We start from the raw sequence: 18,102 nt of genomic DNA, 5'->3' as shown, positions 1-18,102 counted from the left end.
CGCCCTTACGTCCTGTGCCGCCCGTGCTTCCTCCAGCCCTTGCCACGATAGGCGCCCGCACCGACAGCCTCGGAGTTATCCACAGGCTCCACCCGCATGGGGCGCGCCAGGCCCGGTACGGACAGCGGGACCCGGCCCCCACCGGGGCCGGGTCCCGCCGCATGCGAACCACCGAGCGGAGCGCTACCGCACGAAGACCCCCGCCTGTCCCGCCAGGTCCAGGAAGTACTGCGGCGCGACGCCGAGTACCAGGGTGACGGCCACGCCGACCGCGATCGCGGTCATGGTCAGCGGTGACGGCACGGCGACGGTCGGCCCCTCGGGGCGCGGCTCGCTGAAGAACATGAGCACGATCACGCGGATGTAGAAGAACGCGGCGATGGCCGAGGAGATCACACCCACCACGACGATCGCGCCCGCGCCGCCCTCCGCCGCCGCCTTGAACACGGCGAACTTCCCGGCGAACCCGGAGGTCAGCGGGATGCCCGCGAAGGCCAGCAGGAAGACCGCGAACACGGCCGCCACCAGCGGTGACCTGCGTCCGAGCCCGGCCCACTTGGACAGGTGTGTCGCCTCGCCGCCCGCGTCGCGCACCAGCGTCACCACGGCGAACGCGCCGATCGTCACGAAGGAGTAGGCGCCCAGGTAGAAGAGCACCGAGGAGACGCCGTCGGGCGAGGCCGCGATGACACCGGCGAGGATGAAGCCGGCGTGCGCGATCGACGAGTAGGCGAGCAGGCGCTTGATGTCGGTCTGGGTGATGGCGACGATGGCGCCGGCCAGCATGGTGACGATGGCGACGGCCCACATGACCGGCCGCCAGTCCCAGCGCAGGCCGGGCAGGACGACGTACAGGAGCCTGAGCAGCGCGCCGAAGGCGGCCACCTTGGTCGCCGCCGCCATGAAGCCGGTGACCGGCGTGGGGGCGCCCTGGTAGACGTCCGGCGTCCACATGTGGAACGGCACCGCGCCGACCTTGAACAGCAGGCCCATGACGACCATGGCGGCGCCGATGAGCAGCAGCGCGTCGTTGCCCATGGTGTCGGCGAGGGCGGGGTTGAGCTCTCCGACCGTGCCGTCGACGACCTGGGCGATCGTCGCGTACTTCACCGAGCCCGCGTAGCCGTACAGCAGTGCGATGCCGAAGAGGGTGAAGGCGGAGGCGAAGGCGCCGAGCAGGAAGTACTTGACCGCGGCCTCCTGCGACATGAGCCGCTTGCGGCGGGCCACGGCGCACAGCAGGTAGAGCGGGAGGGAGAAGACTTCCAGGGCGATGAACAGGGTCAGCAGGTCGTTGGCCGCCGGGAAGATCAGCATTCCGCCGATCGCGAAGAGCAGCAGCGGGAAGACCTCGGTGGTGGTGAATCCGGCCTTGACCGCGGCCTTCTCGCTGTCGCTGCCGGGCACGGAGGCGGCCTGTGCGGCGAAGGAGTCGACCCGGTTGCCGTGCGCCTCGGGGTCGAGGCGCCGTTCGGCGAAGGTGAAGACGCCGAGGATGCCGGCCAGGAGGATCGTGCCCTGCAGGAACAGGGCCGGTCCGTCCACGGCGATGGCGCCCATGGCCGCGATGCCGGCCTTCGTGGTGCCGTATCCGCCCGCCGCGAGCGCGACGACCGCGGCGAAGGCGGCCGCGAGGGCGACGACGGAGACGAACACCTGGGCGTAGTAGCGGGATTTGCGTGGCACGAAGGCCTCGACCAGTACCCCGATGATCGCCGCCCCGATGACGATCAGTGTGGGCGACAATTGCCCGTATTCGATCTTCGGCGCGTCGATCTTCGTGATCGGGTCGGCCGCGGTTGTCCACAGGCTGTGGACGGCTGATGCGCTCACTTGGCCGCCTCCACCTCGGGCTGGGGGTCCTTCTTCTGGACGTCGGACATGGTGTGCTCGACCGCCGGGTTGACGATGTCGGTGAGCGGCTTCGGATAGACGCCCAGGAAGATCAGCAGCACGACCAGCGGGGCGACCACCACGAGTTCCCGCACCCTCAGGTCGGGCATCCCCTCGACCTCGGCCTTGACCGGGCCCGTCATCGTCCGCTGGTAGAGGACGAGGACGTAGAGCGCGGCGAGGACGATGCCGACGGTGGCGATGATCCCGATCACCGGGTAGCGCGCGAACGTGCCGACGAGGACCAGGAACTCACTGACGAACGGGGCGAGTCCGGGCAGCGACAGTGTCGCGAGGCCACCGATCAGGAAGGTGCCGGCGAGCACCGGCGCGACCTTCTGCACACCGCCGTAGTCGGCGATGAGCCGCGACCCGCGCCGCGAGATCAGGAAGCCGGCGACCAGCATCAACGCGGCTGTCGAGATGCCGTGGTTGACCATGTAGAGCGTCGCGCCGGACTGGCCCTGGCTGGTCATCGCGAAGATGCCCATGATGATGAACCCGAAGTGCGAGATCGACGCGTACGCCACCAACCGCTTGATGTCGCGCTGGCCGACCGCGAGCAGTGCCCCGTAGATGATGCTGATGAGCGCCAGGACGAGGATCGCGGGCGTCGCCCACGCGCTGGCCTCCGGGAACAGCCCCAGGCAGAAGCGGAGCATCGCGAAGGTGCCGACCTTGTCGACGACCGCCGTGATGAGGACGGCGACCGGGGCGGTGGCCTCGCCCATGGCGTTGGGCAGCCAGGTGTGCAGCGGCCACAGGGGCGCCTTCACCGCGAAGGCGAAGAAGAAGCCCAGGAACAGCCACCGCTCGGTGTCGGTCGCCATCTCCAGGGAGCCGTTGGCGCGGGCCTCGGCGATCTCCGGGAGTGAGAAGTTCCCGGCGACCACGTACAGGCCGATGACCGCGGCCAGCATGATCAGACCGCCGACCAGGTTGTAGAGGAGGAACTTCACGGCGGCGTACGAGCGTTGCGTGGACGCCGTCTCCTCGCCGTGCTCGTGGGCCCGGTCCCCGAAGCCGCCGATGAGGAAGTACATCGGGATGAGCATGGCTTCGAAGAAGATGTAGAAGAGGAAGACGTCGGTGGCCTCGAAGGAGATGATCACCATCGCCTCGACGGCCAGGATCAGGGCGAAGAAGCCCTGCGTGGGACGCCACCTTTTGTTCCCGGTCTCCAGCGGGTCGGCGTCGTGCCAGCCCGCGAGGATGATGAACGGGATCAGCAGGGCGGTGAGCGCGATGAGCGCCACCGCGATGCCGTCCACGCCCAGCTCGTACCGGACGCCGAAGTCCGCGATCCAGGCGTGGGACTCGGTCAGTTGGTAGCGGTCGCCGCCCGGGTCGAAGCGGACCAGGACGGTCAGCGCGAGCACGAGCGTGGCCAGCGAGACGATCAGCGCCAGCCATTTCGCGGCGGTGCGGCGCGCGGCCGGTACGGCGGCCGTGGCGATCGCCCCGAGGGCCGGGAGCGCCGCCGTCGCAGTCAGCAGAGGAAAGGACATCGGTATCAGACCGCCCTCATCAGCAGGGTCGCGGCGATGAGGATCGCAGCGCCGCCGAACATCGAGACCGCGTACGACCGGGCATAGCCGTTCTGGATGCGGCGCAGCCGGCCGGAGAGGCCGCCCATGGAGGCCGCCGTGCCGTTGACGACGCCGTCGACCAGGGTGTGGTCCACGTACACGAGGGAGCGCGTGAGGTGCTCTCCGCCGCGTACGAGGACGACGTGGTTGAAGTCGTCCTGGAGGAGGTCGCGCCGGGCGGCCCGGGTGAGCAGCGATCCGCGCGGGGCGACGACGGGGACGGGCTTGCGCCCGTACTGGAGCCAGGCGAGGCCGACGCCGATGACCATCACGGCGACCGTGGCCGAGGTGACCGCCGCCGCGCTGATCGGCGGGTGGCCGTGCGCGTGGTCGGTGACGGGCTCCAGCCAGTGGATGAACCGGTCGCCGATGCTGAAGAACGCGCCGCCGAAGACCGACCCGACCGCCAGCACGATCATGGGGATCGTCATGACCTTGGGCGACTCGTGCGGGTGCGGCTCGGCCGTCGCGGCAGCGACATGATCAGACGCAGCGGCGCCGTGGTGTTGCGCGGCCGGCTCCACGTCCGGCTCCGCCGGGGAGGCTGTCGGCTGGTTGCGCCAGCGCTCCTCGCCGAAGAACGTCATCAGCATCACGCGCGTCATGTAGTACGCGGTGATGGCCGCGCCCAGCAGGGCCACGCCGCCGAGGATCCAGCCCTCGGTGCCGCCCTTGGCGAACGCCGCCTCGATGATCTTGTCTTTGGAGAAGAAGCCGGACAGACCGGGGAAGCCGATGATGGCGAGGTAGCCGAGGCCGAACGTCACGAAGGTGACCGGCATGTACTTGCGCAGGCCGCCGTACTTACGCATGTCGACCTCGTCGTTCATGCCGTGCATGACCGAGCCGGCGCCGAGGAACAGGCCGGCCTTGAAGAAGCCGTGCGTCACCAGGTGCATGATCGCGAAGACGTAGCCGATGGGGCCGAGGCCGGCGGCCAGCACCATGTAGCCGATCTGGGACATCGTCGAGCCCGCGAGGGCCTTCTTGATGTCGTCCTTCGCGCAACCGACGATCGCACCGAAGAGGAGCGTGACCGCGCCGACGATGGTCGTGACCAGCTGCGCGTCCGGGGCGGCGTTGAAGATGTCGGCGGAGCGGACGATCAGATAGACACCGGCGGTCACCATGGTCGCGGCGTGGATGAGGGCCGAGACCGGGGTCGGGCCCTCCATCGCGTCCCCGAGCCAGGACTGCAGCGGCACCTGGGCGGACTTGCCGCAGGCGGCCAGCAGCAGCATCAGGGCGATCGCGGTGAGCGTGCCCTCGCTCGTCTGGCCGGTGGCCTCCAGGACCGGCCCGAAGGCGAAGGTCCCGAAGGTGGTGAACATCAGCATGATGGCGATGGACAGGCCCACGTCGCCGACGCGGTTGACCAGGAAGGCCTTCTTCGCGGCGGTGGCGGCGCTGGGCTTGTGCTGCCAGAAGCCGATCAGCAGGTAGGAGGCGAGGCCGACGCCTTCCCAGCCGACGTACAGCAGCAGGTAGTTGTCGGCGAGGACGAGCAGCAGCATCGCCGCGAGGAACAGGTTCAGATAGCCGAAGAAGCGGCGCCGGCGCTCGTCGTGCTCCATGTACCCGATGGAGTACACGTGGATGAGCGAGCCGACTCCGGTGATCAGCAGGACGAACGTCATCGACAGCTGGTCGAGCTGGAAGGCGACGTCGGCCTGGAAGCCCTCGACGGGGATCCAGCTGAACAGGTGCTGGCCGATCTCGCGGTGTTCGGCGTCCTTGCCGACCATGTCGGCGAAGAGGACGACGCCGATGACGAAGGAGGCGGCGGCGAGGGCCGTGCCGATCCAGTGGCCGACGGCGTCGAGGCGCCGGCCGCCGCACAGCAGTACGGCCGCTCCGAGCAGTGGCGCCGCCACCAGCAGCGCAATCAGGTTCTCCACGATTCTTCCGACCCCTTACAGCTTCATCAGGCTGGCGTCGTCGACCGAGGCCGAGTGGCGGGATCGGAACAGCGACACGATGATCGCGAGTCCGACCACGACCTCCGCGGCGGCGACGACCATCGTGAAGAAGGCGATGATCTGGCCGTCGAGATTGCCGTGCATCCGGGAGAAGGCGACCAGGGCGAGGTTGCAGGCGTTGAGCATCAGCTCGACGCACATGAACACCACGATCGCGTTCCGCCTGATCAGGACGCCGGTGGCGCCGATCGTGAACAGCAGGGCGGCGAGATACAGGTAGTTGACGGGATTCACTTCGATGCCTCCCCGCTCTTCCCGTTGCTTGCGCTGGTTCCGCTGCGTCCGCCGCTTCCGCTGTTGGAGCGCTCCAGGCGGTCCTCGGCGCGCTGCTCCAGGGCCTTGAGGTCGTTCAGCGCCTCCGTCGACACGTCGCGGATCTGGCCCCGGTCCCGCAGCGTCTTGCTGACGGTCAGCTCGGACGGGGTGCCGTCGGGCAGCAGGCCCGCGATGTCGACCGCGTTGTGCCGGGCGTACACCCCGGGGGCCGGCAGCGGCGGGAGGTGCTTGCCCTCGCGTACGCGCTGTTCGGCCAGCTCGCGCTGGGTCTTGGCGCGTTCGGTGCGCTCACGGTGGGTGAGGACCATGGCGCCGACGGCGGCCGTGATGAGCAGGGCGCCGGTGAGTTCGAAGGCGAACACGTAGTCGGTGAAGATCAGGGCCGCGAGGCCCTCCACGTTGCCGCCCGCGTTCGCCGTGCCGAGGCCGTTGAACTCCGTGAGCGAGGCGTTGCCGATGCCCGCGATCAGCAGGATGCCGAAGCCGAGACCGCAGAGGAGGGCCAGCCAGCGCTGGCCCTTGATGGTCTCCTTCAGGGAGTCCGCCGCGGTGACGCCGACGAGCATCACCACGAACAGGAACAGCATCATGATCGCGCCGGTGTAGACGACGATCTGCACGATGCCCAGGAAGTAGGCGCCGTTGGCCAGATAGAAGACGGCCAGGATGATCATGGTGCCGGCGAGGCAGAGCGCGCTGTGCACGGCCTTCTTCATGAAGACGGTGCACAGGGCTCCGATCACGGCGATCGTGCCGAGCACCCAGAACTGGAAGGCCTCACCGGTGGAGGTGCCGGCGGAAAGAGTGGCCGCGGCGGCGAGTTGCTGCGTCATCGGCGGATCACCTTCTCCGACGCCGGCTCGTCCTCACCGAAGGTGGAGCCGGCCTCCTGCGGGACCTCTCCCTTGGAGAGGGCCACTTGACGCTCCGTACCGGGCGCGGCCTCGGTGACCAGGCCCCGGTAGTAGTCCTGCTCGTCGGTGCCCGGGTAGATCGCGTGGGGCGTGTCGACCATGCCGTCTTCCAGGCCGGCGAGCAGCTGCTCCTTGGTGTAGATGAGGTTGGCGCGGCTGCTGTCCGCCAGCTCGAACTCGTTGGTCATCGTGAGCGCGCGCGTGGGGCACGCCTCGATGCACAGGCCGCACAGGATGCAGCGGGCGTAGTTGATCTGGTAGACGCGGCCGTACCGCTCGCCCGGGGAGTAGCGCTCCTCGTCCGTGTTGTCGGCGCCCTCCACGTAGATGGCGTCGGCGGGACACGCCCAGGCGCACAGCTCGCAGCCGACGCACTTCTCCAGGCCGTCCGGATGGCGGTTGAGCTGGTGCCGGCCGTGGAACCGCGGGGCCGTGGTCTTCTGCTCCTCCGGATACTGCTCGGTCAGCCGCTTCTTGAACATGGCCTTGAAGGTCACGCCGAAGCCGGCGACGGGGTTCTGGAACCCCTGCTTGCTCTCTTTCGGCTCCTCAGCCATCGGACGCCTCCCTCCCATTCGAAGATCCGTCACTGTCAGTATCGGACCCACCACTGACAATCAGCTCCCGCTCGCGGCGCGGACGCCTGCGCGGCACCGGCGGGAGGGTCTGTCCGGGCAGGGGCGGTACGGGGAACCCTCCGGCCATCGGGTCGAAGGCGGCCGGTCCGGCGGGCTTGTCCTGTGCCTCGCGCCGGTCGCGGAGCATGTCCGCGATGACCGAGAGCAGGAAGAGGACGATGACGGCGCCGGCGACGTACAGGGCGATCTCGGCGAAGTCGTAGTTCTCGTTCCTGAGGGTCCGTACGGTCGCGACGAGCATCAGCCAGACCACGGAGACCGGGAGGAGGACCTTCCAGCCGAGCTTCATCAGCTGGTCGTAGCGGACGCGCGGGAGGGTGCCGCGCAGCCAGATGAAGAAGAACAGCAGCAGCTGCACCTTCACCACGAACCAGAGCATCGGCCACCAGCCGTGGTTGGCGCCCTCCCAGAAGGTGCTGATGGGCCAGGGTGCCCGCCAGCCGCCGAGGAACAGCGTCACCGACACGGCCGAGACGGTCACCATGTTGACGTACTCGGCGAGCATGAACATCGCGAACTTGATCGACGAGTACTCGGTGTTGAAGCCGCCGACCAGGTCGCCCTCGGACTCCGGCATGTCGAAGGGGGCGCGATTGGTCTCACCGACCATGGTCACGATGTAGATCACGAACGAGACCGGCAGCAGCACGATGTACCAGCGGTCCTGCTGCGCCTCGACGATCGCCGACGTCGACATCGACCCGGAGTAGAGGAAGACGGAGGCGAACGCGGCGCCCATGGCGATCTCGTACGAGATCATCTGGGCGCAGGAACGCAGGCCGCCCAGCAGCGGATAGGTGGAGCCGGAGCTCCAGCCCGCCAGGACGATGCCGTAGATGCCGACCGAGGCGACCGCGAGGATGTAGAGCATCGCGATCGGCAGGTCGGTGAGCTGCATCGTGGTGCGCTGGCCGAAGATCGAGATCTCGTTGCCGGCCGGACCGAAGGGGATCACGGCGATCGCCATGAAGGCCGGGATGGCCGCGACGATCGGTGCGAGGACGTAGACGACCTTGTCCGCGCGTTTGACGATGACGTCTTCCTTGAGCATCAGCTTGATGCCGTCGGCGAGCGACTGGAGCATGCCCCAGGGACCGTGCCGGTTGGGGCCGATGCGCAGCTGCATCCAGGCCACGACCTTGCGCTCCCACACGATGGAGAAGAGCACGGTGATCATCAGGAAGGCGAAGCAGAACACCGCCTTGACGACGACCAGCCACCAGGGGTCACGGCCGAACATCGAGAGGTCTTCAGCGGCGAGGAAAGGGCTCATGCCTCCACCTCCTCGGGGGCCTCGGCGGCGAGCGTCGCGGGGCCGATACGGACGAGTGCGCCGGGCGTCGCCCCCGTGTCGGACCCGACGCCCGAGCCGGTGGAGTTCAGCGGCAGCCAGACGACGCGGTCGGGCATCTCGGTGATCTGCAGCGGCAGTTCGACGACCCCGGCGGGGCCGCTGACCGCGAGGACGTCGCCGTTCTTGACGCCCGCCTCGGCGGCCGTGGCGGCGGACACGCGCGCGCGTGCGGCGTGCCGTGTCCCGGCGAGCGCCTCGTCGCCGTCCTGGAGACGGCCCTGGTCGAGCAGCAGCCGGTGCCCGGCCAGTACGGCCTCCCCGGCGGCCGGGCGCGGCAGTTGGGCCGCGACCTCCACCGGCTCGTTGGCCTTCGGCCCGCCCCACGCCCCGAGCCGGTCCAGCTCCGCGCGCGTGGTGCGCAGATCGGGCAGCCCCAGGTGGACGTCCATGGCGTCGGCCAGCATCTGGAGCACCCGTCCGTCGGTGGGTGCCACCCGGCGGGTCATCTGGTCGGGCTTCAACGCGGCCTCGAACATCCGCACGCGGCCTTCCCAGTTGACGAAGGTGCCCGCCTTCTCGGCGACGGCGGCGACCGGGAGGACGACGTCCGCCCGCTCGGTGACCTCGCTGGGCCGCAGTTCCAGCGACACCAGGAAGCCCACGGCGGACAGTGCCTCGCGCGCGCGTGCCGGGTCGGGCAGATCGGCGACTTCCACACCCGCCACCACCAGGGCCCCGAGCTCTCCGGTGGCGGCGGCCTCGACGATCTGCCCGGTGTCCCGGCCGTACCTCGAGGGGAGCTCGGCGACGCCCCAGGCGGCGGCGACCTCCTCCCGCGCGCGCGGGTCGGTGGCCGGACGCCCGCCCGGCAGCGCCGACGGCAGTGCGCCCGCCTCGACGGCGGCGCGTTCCCCGGCCCGGCGCGGGATCCACACCAGCTTCGCGCCGGTGAGGGACGCGGCCCGTACGGCGGCGGTGAGCCCGCCCGCCACGGCCGCGAGCCGCTCCCCGACGACGATCACCGCGCCCTCGGTGCGCAGCGCCTCGGATGCCTTGACGCCGTCGTCCTCCAGGCCGAACCCGCTCGCGAGGGCGTCCAGCCACTCGGTCTCGGTGCCGGGCGCGGCCGGCAGCAGCGTGCCGCCGGCCTTCTCCAGGCCCCGGGTGGCGTGGGTGGCCAGCGAGAACACCTGCTGCTTGTGCCCCCGCCAGGCCTTGCGCAGCCTCAGGAAGACGCCGGGCGCCTCCTCCTCGGCCTCGAACCCGACCAGCAGCACGGCGGGCGCCTTCTCCAGGGCGGTGTACGTGACGCCCGTACCGTCGAGGTCGCGTCCGCGTCCGGCGACCCGGGCGGCGAGGAAGTCGGCCTCCTCACCGCTGTGCACGCGCGCGCGGAAGTCGATGTCGTTGGTGTCGAGGGCCACGCGCGCGAACTTGCTGTACGCGTACGCGTCCTCGACGGTGAGCCGGCCGCCTGTCAGGACACCGGCCCGGCCGCGTGCGGCGAGAAGCCCCTGGGCGGCGGCCTCCAGGGCCTCCGGCCAGGACGCGGGCTCCAGCACGCCCTCCGCGTTGCGGACCAGCGGGGTGGTCAGCCGGTCCGGGCGCTGCGCGTACCGGAACGCGAACCGCCCCTTGTCGCAGATCCACTCCTCGTTGACCTCGGGGTCGTTGGCCGCGAGCCGCCGCATGACCTTGCCGCGCCGGTGGTCGGTGCGGGTGGCGCAGCCGCCGGAGCAGTGCTCGCAGACGGACGGCGAGGAGACGAGGTCGAAGGGCCGGGAGCGGAATCGGTACGCCGCCGAGGTCAGTGCGCCGACCGGGCAGATCTGGATGGTGTTGCCGGAGAAGTACGACTCGAAGGGGTCGCCCTCGCCGGTGCCGACCTGCTGGAGGGCACCCCGCTCGATCAATTCGATCATCGGGTCGCCCGCGACCTGGTTGGAGAACCGGGTGCAGCGGGCGCACAGCACGCACCGCTCGCGGTCGAGCAGCACCTGTGTGGAGATCGGCACGGGCTTCTCGTACGTCCGCTTGCGGCCCTCGAAGCGGGACTCGGAGTGGCCGTGCGACATGGCCTGGTTCTGCAGCGGGCACTCGCCGCCCTTGTCGCAGACGGGGCAGTCCAGCGGGTGGTTGATGAGCAGGAGCTCCATCACACCCTTCTGGGCCTTCTCCGCGACGGGCGAGGTGAGGTGAGTCTTGACGACCATCCCGTCCGTACAGGTGATCGTGCAGGACGCCATGGGCTTGCGCTGGCCCTCGACCTCGACGATGCACTGGCGGCACGCACCGGCGGGATCGAGCAGCGGGTGGTCGCAGAAGCGGGGGATCTCGATGCCGAGCTGTTCGGCGGCCCGGATGACCAGGGTGCCCTTGGGCACGCTGATGTCGACACCGTCGATCTTCAGCGAGACGAGATCTTCCGGCGGGACCGCCGCCTCGCCTCCGCCGGAGGGAGCGCTGGTGGTCACAGTCATGCGTTCACCTCCGCGTGCTTGTCCGTGTCGGCCCAGGCGGTCGACTTGGCCGGGTCGAAGGGGCAGCCCCGGCCCGTGATGTGGTCCTCGTACTCCGCGCGGAAGTACTTGAGGGAGGAGAAGATCGGCGAGGCGGCGCCGTCGCCCAGGGCGCAGAAGGACTTGCCGTTGATGTTGTCGGCGATGTCGTTCAGCTTGTCGAGGTCGCTCATGACGCCCTTGCCGGCCTCGATGTCGCGCAGCAACTGCACCAGCCAGTAGGTGCCTTCACGGCAGGGTGTGCACTTGCCGCAGGACTCGTGGGCGTAGAACTCGGTCCAGCGGGTGACCGCCCGTACGACGCAGGTCGTCTCGTCGAAGCACTGGAGTGCTTTCGTGCCGAGCATGGAACCCGCGGCACCCACTCCTTCGTAGTCAAGAGGGACGTCGAGGTGCTCGTCGGTGAACATCGGGGTCGAGGAGCCGCCCGGCGTCCAGAACTTGAGGCGATGCCCGGGTCGCATTCCGCCGCTCATCTCCAGGAGCTGGCGGAGTGTGATGCCGAGCGGGGCCTCGTACTGACCGGGGGAGGCGACATGGCCGCTGAGCGAGTAGAGCGTGAAGCCGGGGGACTTCTCGCTGCCCATCGACCTGAACCATTCCTTGCCTTTTTGCAGGATGGCGGGAACTGACGCGATGGATTCGACGTTATTCACGACAGTCGGGCACGCGTAGAGGCCCTCGACAGCAGGAAAGGGGGGACGCAGCCGCGGTTGACCACGGCGGCCTTCGAGCGAGTCGAGCAGTGCGGTCTCCTCACCGCAGATGTACGCGCCCGCGCCCGCGTGCACGGTGAGCTGGAGGTCGAGTCCGCTGCCCAGGATGTTCTCGCCGAGGAAGCCCGCCTCGTAGGCCTCACGTACGGCCTCGTGCAACCGCCGCAGGACGGGGACGACTTCACCACGCAGATAGATGAAGGCATGCGAAGACCTGATGGCATAACAGGCGATGACGATGCCCTCGATGAGGCTATGCGGGTTCGCGAAGAGGAGCGGAATGTCCTTGCACGTTCCGGGCTCCGACTCGTCGGCGTTGACAACTAGATAATGTGGTTTTCCATCACCTTGAGGAATGAACTGCCATTTCATTCCGGTCGGGAATCCCGCGCCGCCACGGCCGCGCAGTCCGGACTCCTTGACGTACGCGATGACGTCGTCCGGTGACATGGCCAGCGCCTTGCGCAGCCCCTCGTATCCCTCGTGCCTTCGGTAGACGTCGAGCGACCATGGCCTGTCCTCGTCCCAGAAGGCCGACAGCACGGGTGCGAGCAGCTTCTCCGGGCTGGTGCCCTTGATCTCGGGTGCCAACGTCATCACTCCCCCTCCTCGGCTGCAGGCCCTGCCGGATGGGCTGGGTCGGAGGCCGATGTGTCCTGCGGCGCGTCGTGCGAGCTGAGGTGCTCGCTGGGTGACGGCTCGTGCACCTTGTCGTGCGGCTCGTCGTGTGGGCCGCCGTCCCGCGGATGGACCACGCGCGCGGGTGCGGCCTCTCCCCTGGCCAGGCGGAGGCCGACCAGCGACGCGGGTCCCGCACCGCCGCTCGCCTCGACGGCCCCTGGCCGCTCGTCGGGGAAGCCGGCGAGGATCCGCGCGGTGTCCTTGAAGGTGCACAGCGGCGCCCCGCGCGTGGGCTCGACCTGTGCTCCCGCGCGCAGGTCGTCGACGAGGCGCTTGGCGCTGTCCACGGTCTGGTTGTCGAAGAACTCCCAGTTGACCATCACGACCGGCGCGAAGTCGCAGGCCGCGTTGCACTCGATGTGCTCCAGGGTGACCTTGCCGTCGTCGGTGGTCCCGCCGTTGCCGACCCCGAGGTGGTCCTGCAGCGCCTCGAAGATCGCGTCGCCGCCCATCACGGCGCAGAGGGTGTTGGTGCAGACGCCCACCTGGTAGTCACCGCTCGGCTTGCGCCGGTACATGGAGTAGAAGGTGGCGACGGCGGTGACCTCGGCCGTGGTCAGGCCGAGCACCTCGGCACAGAACCGCATGCCGGTGCGGGTGACATGGCCCTCCTCCGACTGCACGAGATGCAGCAACGGCAGGAGGGCGGACCGGGAGTCCGGGTAGCGGGCGATGACGGCCGCCGCGTCCCGCTCCAGCCGGGCTCGAACGTCGTCCGGGTAGTCGGGCGCGGGCAGTTGCGGCATGCCCAGGCTGACGCCCTCGGGGGTGGTGGTCACCGGTCGACGCCTCCCATCACGGGGTCGATGGACGCGACGGCGACGATGACGTCGGCGACCTGGCCGCCCTCGCACATCGCCGCCATGGCCTGCAGATTGGTGAAGGACGGGTCGCGGTAGTGGACCCGGAAGGGGCGGGTGCCTCCGTCGGACACGACGTGCACCCCGAGTTCGCCCTTGGGCGACTCGACCGCCGTGTACGCCTGTCCCGGCGGGACGCGGAAGCCCTCGGTCACCAGCTTGAAGTGGTGGATCAGGGCCTCCATGGAGGTGCCCATGATCTTCTTGATGTGGTCCAGGGAGTTGCCGAGTCCGTCCGGTCCCAGGGCGAGCTGGGCGGGCCAGGCGATCTTCTTGTCGGCGACCATGACCGGGCCGGGCTGCAGCCGGTCCAGGCACTGTTCGACGATCCGCAGGGACTGGCGCATCTCCTCGAGGCGGATCAGGAAGCGGCCGTAGGAGTCGCAGGTGTCGGCGGTCGGGACGTCGAAGTCGTACGTCTCGTAGCCGCAGTACGGCTGGGCCTTGCGCAGGTCGTGCGGGAGGCCCGCGGAGCGGAGGATGGGACCGGTGGCGCCGAGGGCCATGCAGCCGGAGAGGTCGAGGTAGCCGACGTCCTGCATACGGGCCTTGAAGATGGGGTTCCCGGTGGCGAGCTTGTCGTACTCGGGCAGGTTCTTCTGCATCTTCTTCACGAACTCGCGGATCTGGTCCACCGCGCCGGGCGGCAGGTCCTGGGCGAGTCCGCCGGGCCGGATGTACGCGTGGTTCATGCGCAGGCCGGTGATCAACTCGTAGATGTCGAGAATGAGTTCACGATCACGGAAGCCGTAGATCATGATCGTGGTGGCGCCCAGTTCCATGCCGCCGGTGGCGATGCAGACCAGGTGGGAGGAGAGCCGGTTCAGCTCCATGAGGAGCACGCGGATGATCGAGGCGCGGTCCGGGATCTGGTCCTCGATGCCGAGGAGCTTCTCCACGGCGAGGCAGTACGCCGTCTCGTTGAAGAACGGCGTGAGGTAGTCCATGCGCGTCACGAACGTGGTGCCCTGCGTCCACGTGCGGTACTCGAGGTTCTTCTCGATGCCGGTGTGGAGGTAGCCGATGCCGCAGCGGGCCTCGGTGACGGTCTCGCCGTCGATCTCCAGGATGAGCCGGAGCACCCCGTGCGTGGAGGGGTGCTGGGGGCCCATGTTGACGATGATGCGCTCGTCGTCGGACTTCGCCGCGGTCTCGGCGACCTCGTCCCAGTCGCCGCCGGTGACCGTGTAGACGGTGCCCTCGGTGGTCTCGCGCGCCGAGGCGGCTGATGCGGCGGATGCGTGCTGCGTGCTCATGAGTACGACCTCCGCTGGTCCGGAGCCGGGATCTGGGCGCCCTTGTACTCGACGGGGATGCCGCCGAGGGGGTAGTCCTTGCGCTGTGGGAAGCCCTGCCAGTCGTCCGGCATCATGATCCGCGTCAGCGCGGGGTGGCCGTCGAAGACGATGCCGAAGAAGTCGTACGTCTCGCGCTCGTGCCAGTCGTTGGTCGGGTAGACGGGCACCAGCGACGGGATGTGCGGGTCGGCGTCGGGGGCGGAGACCTCCAGGCGGATCAGCCGGTTGTGGGTGATCGAGCGCAGGTGGTAGACGGCGTGCAGCTCGCGGCCCTTGTCGCCGGGGTAGTGCACGCCGGAGACGCCGGTGCACAGCTCGAAGCGGAGGGCCGGGTCGTCGCGGAGGGTCCGGGCGACGCGGAGCAGGTGCTCGCGCTCGATGTGGAAGGTGATCTCGCCCCGGTCGACGACCGTCTTGTCGATCACGTTCTCGGGGACGAGGCCCTGTTCCTCCAGGGCGCCCTCCAGTTCGTCGGCGACCTCGTCGAACCATCCGCCGTAGGGGCGGTTCGCGGAGCCGGGGAGGCGGATGGAGCGGACGAGGCCGCCGTAGCCGGAGGTGTCGCCGCCGTTGTCGGCGCCGAACATCCCGCGCTGGACGCGGATCTCCTCACCGCCGTCGCCGCGCTGGCCGGGGAGGTTGGAGGCGGCGAGGTCCTTCTCGGGGTTCACCCCGTTCGAGCCGCCGGTGCCGTTCGCACCGTTCTTGCCGTTCGCGTCGCTCATCGCAGCAGCCCCTTCATCTCGATGGTGGGGAGCGCCTTGAGCGCGGCTTCCTCGGCCTCGCGGGCCGCTTCCTCCGCGTTCACGCCGAGCTTGGACGTCTGGATCTTCTGGTGGAGCTTGAGGATCGCGTCCATCAGCATCTCCGGCCGTGGCGGGCAGCCGGGGAGATAGATGTCGACCGGGACGATGTGGTCGACGCCCTGGACGATCGCGTAGTTGTTGAACATGCCGCCGGACGACGCGCAGACCCCCATGGAGATCACCCACTTGGGATTCGGCATCTGGTCGTAGACCTGCCGCAGCACCGGCGCCATCTTCTGGCTGACCCGGCCGGCCACGATCATCAGGTCCGCCTGGCGCGGCGAGCCCCGGAACACCTCCATGCCGAAGCGTGCCAGGTCGTAGCGCCCCGCGCCCGTGGTCATCATCTCGATGGCGCAACAGGCGAGGCCGAAGGTGGCGGGGAAGACGGACGCCTTGCGTACCCAGCCCGCGGCCTGCTCGACGGTGGTCAGCAGGAAACCGCTCGGCAGTTTTTCTTCGAGTCCCATGGCTTAAAGGCCCCTCAGTCCCATTCCAGGCCGCCGCGGCGCCAGACGTACGCGTAGGCGACGAAGACGGTGAGCACGAAGAGCAGCATCTCCACGAGCCCGAAAACACCCAGGGCGTCGAAGGTGACGGCCCAGGGGTAGAGGAAGACGATCTCGATGTCGAAGACGATGAAGAGCATCGCCGTCAGGTAGTACTTGATGGGGAATCGCCCGCCGCCGGCCGGCGTGGGGGTGGGCTCGATCCCGCACTCATAGGCCTCGAGCTTGGCCCGGTTGTAGCGCTTCGGGCCGATCAGCGTGGCCATGATCACGGAGAAGATCGCAAAGCCTGCCCCGAGGGCTCCCAGTACGAGGATGGGCGCATAGGCGTTCACCGCTCCTCGCTCCTCTCAGTCGGCACTGACTGCTGGCGGATTGCGTGGCCCTGCTCTCCGCCCCATCTGTCCCACGAGCCCCGCCCGTCCCGGCGAAGATCGCGAACATGTGAAGCAGGTCACAAGCCCAACTGCCGTGCATCTTATGCCTGCGGGTCTGTGATCTGCGACACGGGGGCGGCACCGAGTTTGTGATCTCCACCACCTGACGAACGATCATGAAGTCGGATGAGCGTCGATCTTCACACACGAAGCGCCAGACTGATCACCAGAAGTGACATTTTCACTCATCGCCGCTGGTCACGCGGGGCGTCTCTATATCAAGAGGGTTCCGACGCATGCAAATTGGTGCTAGATCGGACCGCTTGATAGTGCGCCGCGTTCACACCTCGGAGGGAGGTCCGGTGACGAATGTGGACGCGTGCACGCGTTCACGAGCGTCGAGGAGGGGTGAGGCCTCGCGAGACGCGGCCGGATCGGAGACCGTTCCGTGACCTGCGCCACACCGGAGCGAGATCAAATCCACCAGCCTTGGCCACTCAGCGCAATCGATGGTAGGCACAGGGCAATTCGGGCGTAATCACGAAAGTGCATGATCACGGGCCTGATCAGCCGCGTCCGCAATGTCCGTTACGGCGTCAATAAAGAGTGACGCACAGGGAATTTGTGGCTGCCGTTGAACAACTGTGGCGCAGCACACGTTTCTTGAAGGTATGGAGGAGTCGCTGGTACCGCTTGTACCCATGTCCCACACCGCTCACATACGCAGCCACCGGAAACCCCGCCGCAACGCGTCCTCGATCGCGATGCGCGCCGGAGTCGCCGGTGGCGTTCTCAGCACCGTGGCAGTGGCCGGCGCGTCCACGTCCGCGTTCGCCGCGGAGCCGGTGACGCAGACGCTCGAACTGCCCACCCTCACGGCCGACCTGGCCACGCAGGCCGCTCAGTCCGCGGACGCCACGCAGGCGATGGCGGCTGACTACCAGCTGCAGGCCGAGCGTGACGCCGCCGCCGAGCAGGCGGCCAAGCAGGCCGAGAAGGACCTGGTCAAGGCAAAGAAGGAAGAGGCCCGCAAGAAGGCCGCCGCCGAGGCCGAGCGCAAGGCCGAGGCCGAGCGTGCCGCGCGGGACAGTGAGCGGACCACCCTCACGTCCACGTCCGGCTCGACGACGGCCACCACGACGACGCCTGCCACCGGCAGCGTCGGCACGGTCATCGCCTTCCTCAAGGCCCAGGTCGGCGACGCGTACGTCATGGGCGCCACGGGCCCGAACGCGTGGGACTGCTCCTCGCTGGTCCAGGCCGCTTTCAAGCAGGTCGGCGTGGACCTCCCCCGGGTCTCGCAGGACCAGTCGATGCAGGGCACCGAGGTCTCGCTGTCCAACCTGGAGGTCGGCGACATCCTGTACTGGGGCTCGAAGGGCTCCGCGTACCACGTGGGTGTCTACATCGGGGGCGGCCAGTACCTCGACGCGGCGAACCCGTCCAAGGGCGTCGTCATCCAGGATCTTTCCGGTTACCCGGCGACGGGTGCGGTGCGCGTGCTCTGACGCTCCGCACACGCGACTCGGACGGCCCCGCCCTCGCGCGGTCGCCCAGACGCCTTTCGGAGGGCCGCTCTCCCGGTGGGGACAGCGGCCCTCCGGGCTGCCCGTGTACAGGGCCGAGAACGGCCTGAGGGGCCCCAGGAGCCTCACTGAGCCCCTCCAGCACTCCGAGTGCACTCGGGTGCCCGGTTCACTCACAGGCGGCCGGAGCGGCGCGCTGACGACGCCGCTCCGGTACCGCCGGAGGG

The 18,102-nt window shown here is 68.8% G+C and carries 15 protein-coding genes; 1 reads left to right on the top strand and 14 read right to left on the bottom strand.

Translation table 11 applies throughout. The annotated features are described in order from the left end of the window. Window positions 1-183: 183 nt before the first annotated feature. From nuoN to ACWD26_RS08060, 14 genes are read right to left on the bottom strand one after another with little or no spacing between them, the layout of a single operon-like run. Complete coding sequence (gene nuoN / locus ACWD26_RS08125; protein WP_451267470.1) at window positions 184-1,833, bottom strand: NADH-quinone oxidoreductase subunit NuoN; 1,650 nt, start codon at window positions 1,831-1,833, stop codon at window positions 184-186. Beyond that, window positions 1,830-3,401 carry an NADH-quinone oxidoreductase subunit M gene (locus ACWD26_RS08120; protein ID WP_451267468.1) on the bottom strand — a complete coding sequence of 524 codons (1,572 nt, stop codon included), beginning with the start codon at window positions 3,399-3,401 and terminating at the stop codon, window positions 1,830-1,832. Before ACWD26_RS08120 ends, nuoN begins: the two co-directional genes overlap by 4 nt. Before the next feature lie 5 nt (window positions 3,402-3,406). Then, complete coding sequence (nuoL, locus tag ACWD26_RS08115) at window positions 3,407-5,380, bottom strand: NADH-quinone oxidoreductase subunit L (protein WP_451267466.1); 1,974 nt, start codon at window positions 5,378-5,380, stop codon at window positions 3,407-3,409. A 15-nt stretch (window positions 5,381-5,395) separates the two neighbouring features. Next, the gene (gene nuoK, locus ACWD26_RS08110) at window positions 5,396-5,695 is read right to left on the bottom strand and encodes an NADH-quinone oxidoreductase subunit NuoK (RefSeq protein ID WP_009310327.1); all 300 of its coding nucleotides are present in this window, start codon (window positions 5,693-5,695) and stop codon (window positions 5,396-5,398) included. Further along, the gene (locus tag ACWD26_RS08105; protein WP_451267463.1) at window positions 5,692-6,570 is read right to left on the bottom strand and encodes an NADH-quinone oxidoreductase subunit J; all 879 of its coding nucleotides are present in this window, start codon (window positions 6,568-6,570) and stop codon (window positions 5,692-5,694) included. The genes nuoK and ACWD26_RS08105 overlap by 4 nt, the downstream gene beginning before the upstream one ends. Next, on the bottom strand, window positions 6,567-7,208 hold the full coding sequence (gene nuoI, locus ACWD26_RS08100) for an NADH-quinone oxidoreductase subunit NuoI (protein WP_451267461.1): 642 nt from the start codon (window positions 7,206-7,208) through the stop codon (window positions 6,567-6,569). The genes ACWD26_RS08105 and nuoI overlap by 4 nt, the downstream gene beginning before the upstream one ends. Beyond that, window positions 7,201-8,562 (bottom strand): NADH-quinone oxidoreductase subunit NuoH, encoded by a 1,362-nt coding sequence (gene nuoH / locus ACWD26_RS08095; protein ID WP_451267459.1) that lies wholly within the window; start codon window positions 8,560-8,562, stop codon window positions 7,201-7,203. Before nuoH ends, nuoI begins: the two co-directional genes overlap by 8 nt. Next, the gene (locus tag ACWD26_RS08090) at window positions 8,559-11,063 is read right to left on the bottom strand and encodes an NADH-quinone oxidoreductase subunit G (protein ID WP_451267457.1); all 2,505 of its coding nucleotides are present in this window, start codon (window positions 11,061-11,063) and stop codon (window positions 8,559-8,561) included. The genes nuoH and ACWD26_RS08090 overlap by 4 nt, the downstream gene beginning before the upstream one ends. Then, entirely contained in the window at window positions 11,060-12,418 is a 1,359-nt protein-coding gene (gene nuoF, locus ACWD26_RS08085) for an NADH-quinone oxidoreductase subunit NuoF (RefSeq protein WP_451267455.1), read from the bottom strand. Before nuoF ends, ACWD26_RS08090 begins: the two co-directional genes overlap by 4 nt. Beyond that, entirely contained in the window at window positions 12,415-13,245 is an 831-nt protein-coding gene (gene nuoE, locus ACWD26_RS08080) for an NADH-quinone oxidoreductase subunit NuoE (protein WP_451268012.1), read from the bottom strand. Before nuoE ends, nuoF begins: the two co-directional genes overlap by 4 nt. A 29-nt stretch (window positions 13,246-13,274) precedes the next feature. Beyond that, the gene (locus tag ACWD26_RS08075; RefSeq protein WP_451267453.1) at window positions 13,275-14,615 is read right to left on the bottom strand and encodes an NADH-quinone oxidoreductase subunit D; all 1,341 of its coding nucleotides are present in this window, start codon (window positions 14,613-14,615) and stop codon (window positions 13,275-13,277) included. After that, window positions 14,612-15,382, bottom strand: coding sequence for an NADH-quinone oxidoreductase subunit C (locus ACWD26_RS08070; RefSeq protein ID WP_451267451.1), 771 nt, complete (start codon window positions 15,380-15,382; stop codon window positions 14,612-14,614). The genes ACWD26_RS08075 and ACWD26_RS08070 overlap by 4 nt, the downstream gene beginning before the upstream one ends. Further along, complete coding sequence (locus tag ACWD26_RS08065; protein WP_003998928.1) at window positions 15,379-15,933, bottom strand: NuoB/complex I 20 kDa subunit family protein; 555 nt, start codon at window positions 15,931-15,933, stop codon at window positions 15,379-15,381. Before ACWD26_RS08065 ends, ACWD26_RS08070 begins: the two co-directional genes overlap by 4 nt. A gap of 14 nt (window positions 15,934-15,947) precedes the next feature. Continuing rightward, window positions 15,948-16,307: an NADH-quinone oxidoreductase subunit A gene (locus ACWD26_RS08060; protein WP_009310323.1), complete on the bottom strand. Its 360-nt coding sequence runs from the start codon at window positions 16,305-16,307 to the stop codon at window positions 15,948-15,950. A gap of 713 nt (window positions 16,308-17,020) precedes the next feature. Between ACWD26_RS08060 and ACWD26_RS08055 the strand changes: the two genes are divergently transcribed. Further along, the gene (locus tag ACWD26_RS08055; RefSeq protein WP_451267448.1) at window positions 17,021-17,857 is read left to right on the top strand and encodes a C40 family peptidase; all 837 of its coding nucleotides are present in this window, start codon (window positions 17,021-17,023) and stop codon (window positions 17,855-17,857) included. Window positions 17,858-18,102 lie beyond the last annotated feature (245 nt).

Source organism: Streptomyces sp. NPDC002787 (genome assembly GCF_053592095.1).
This window is presented reverse-complemented; position numbering and strand designations above follow the sequence as displayed.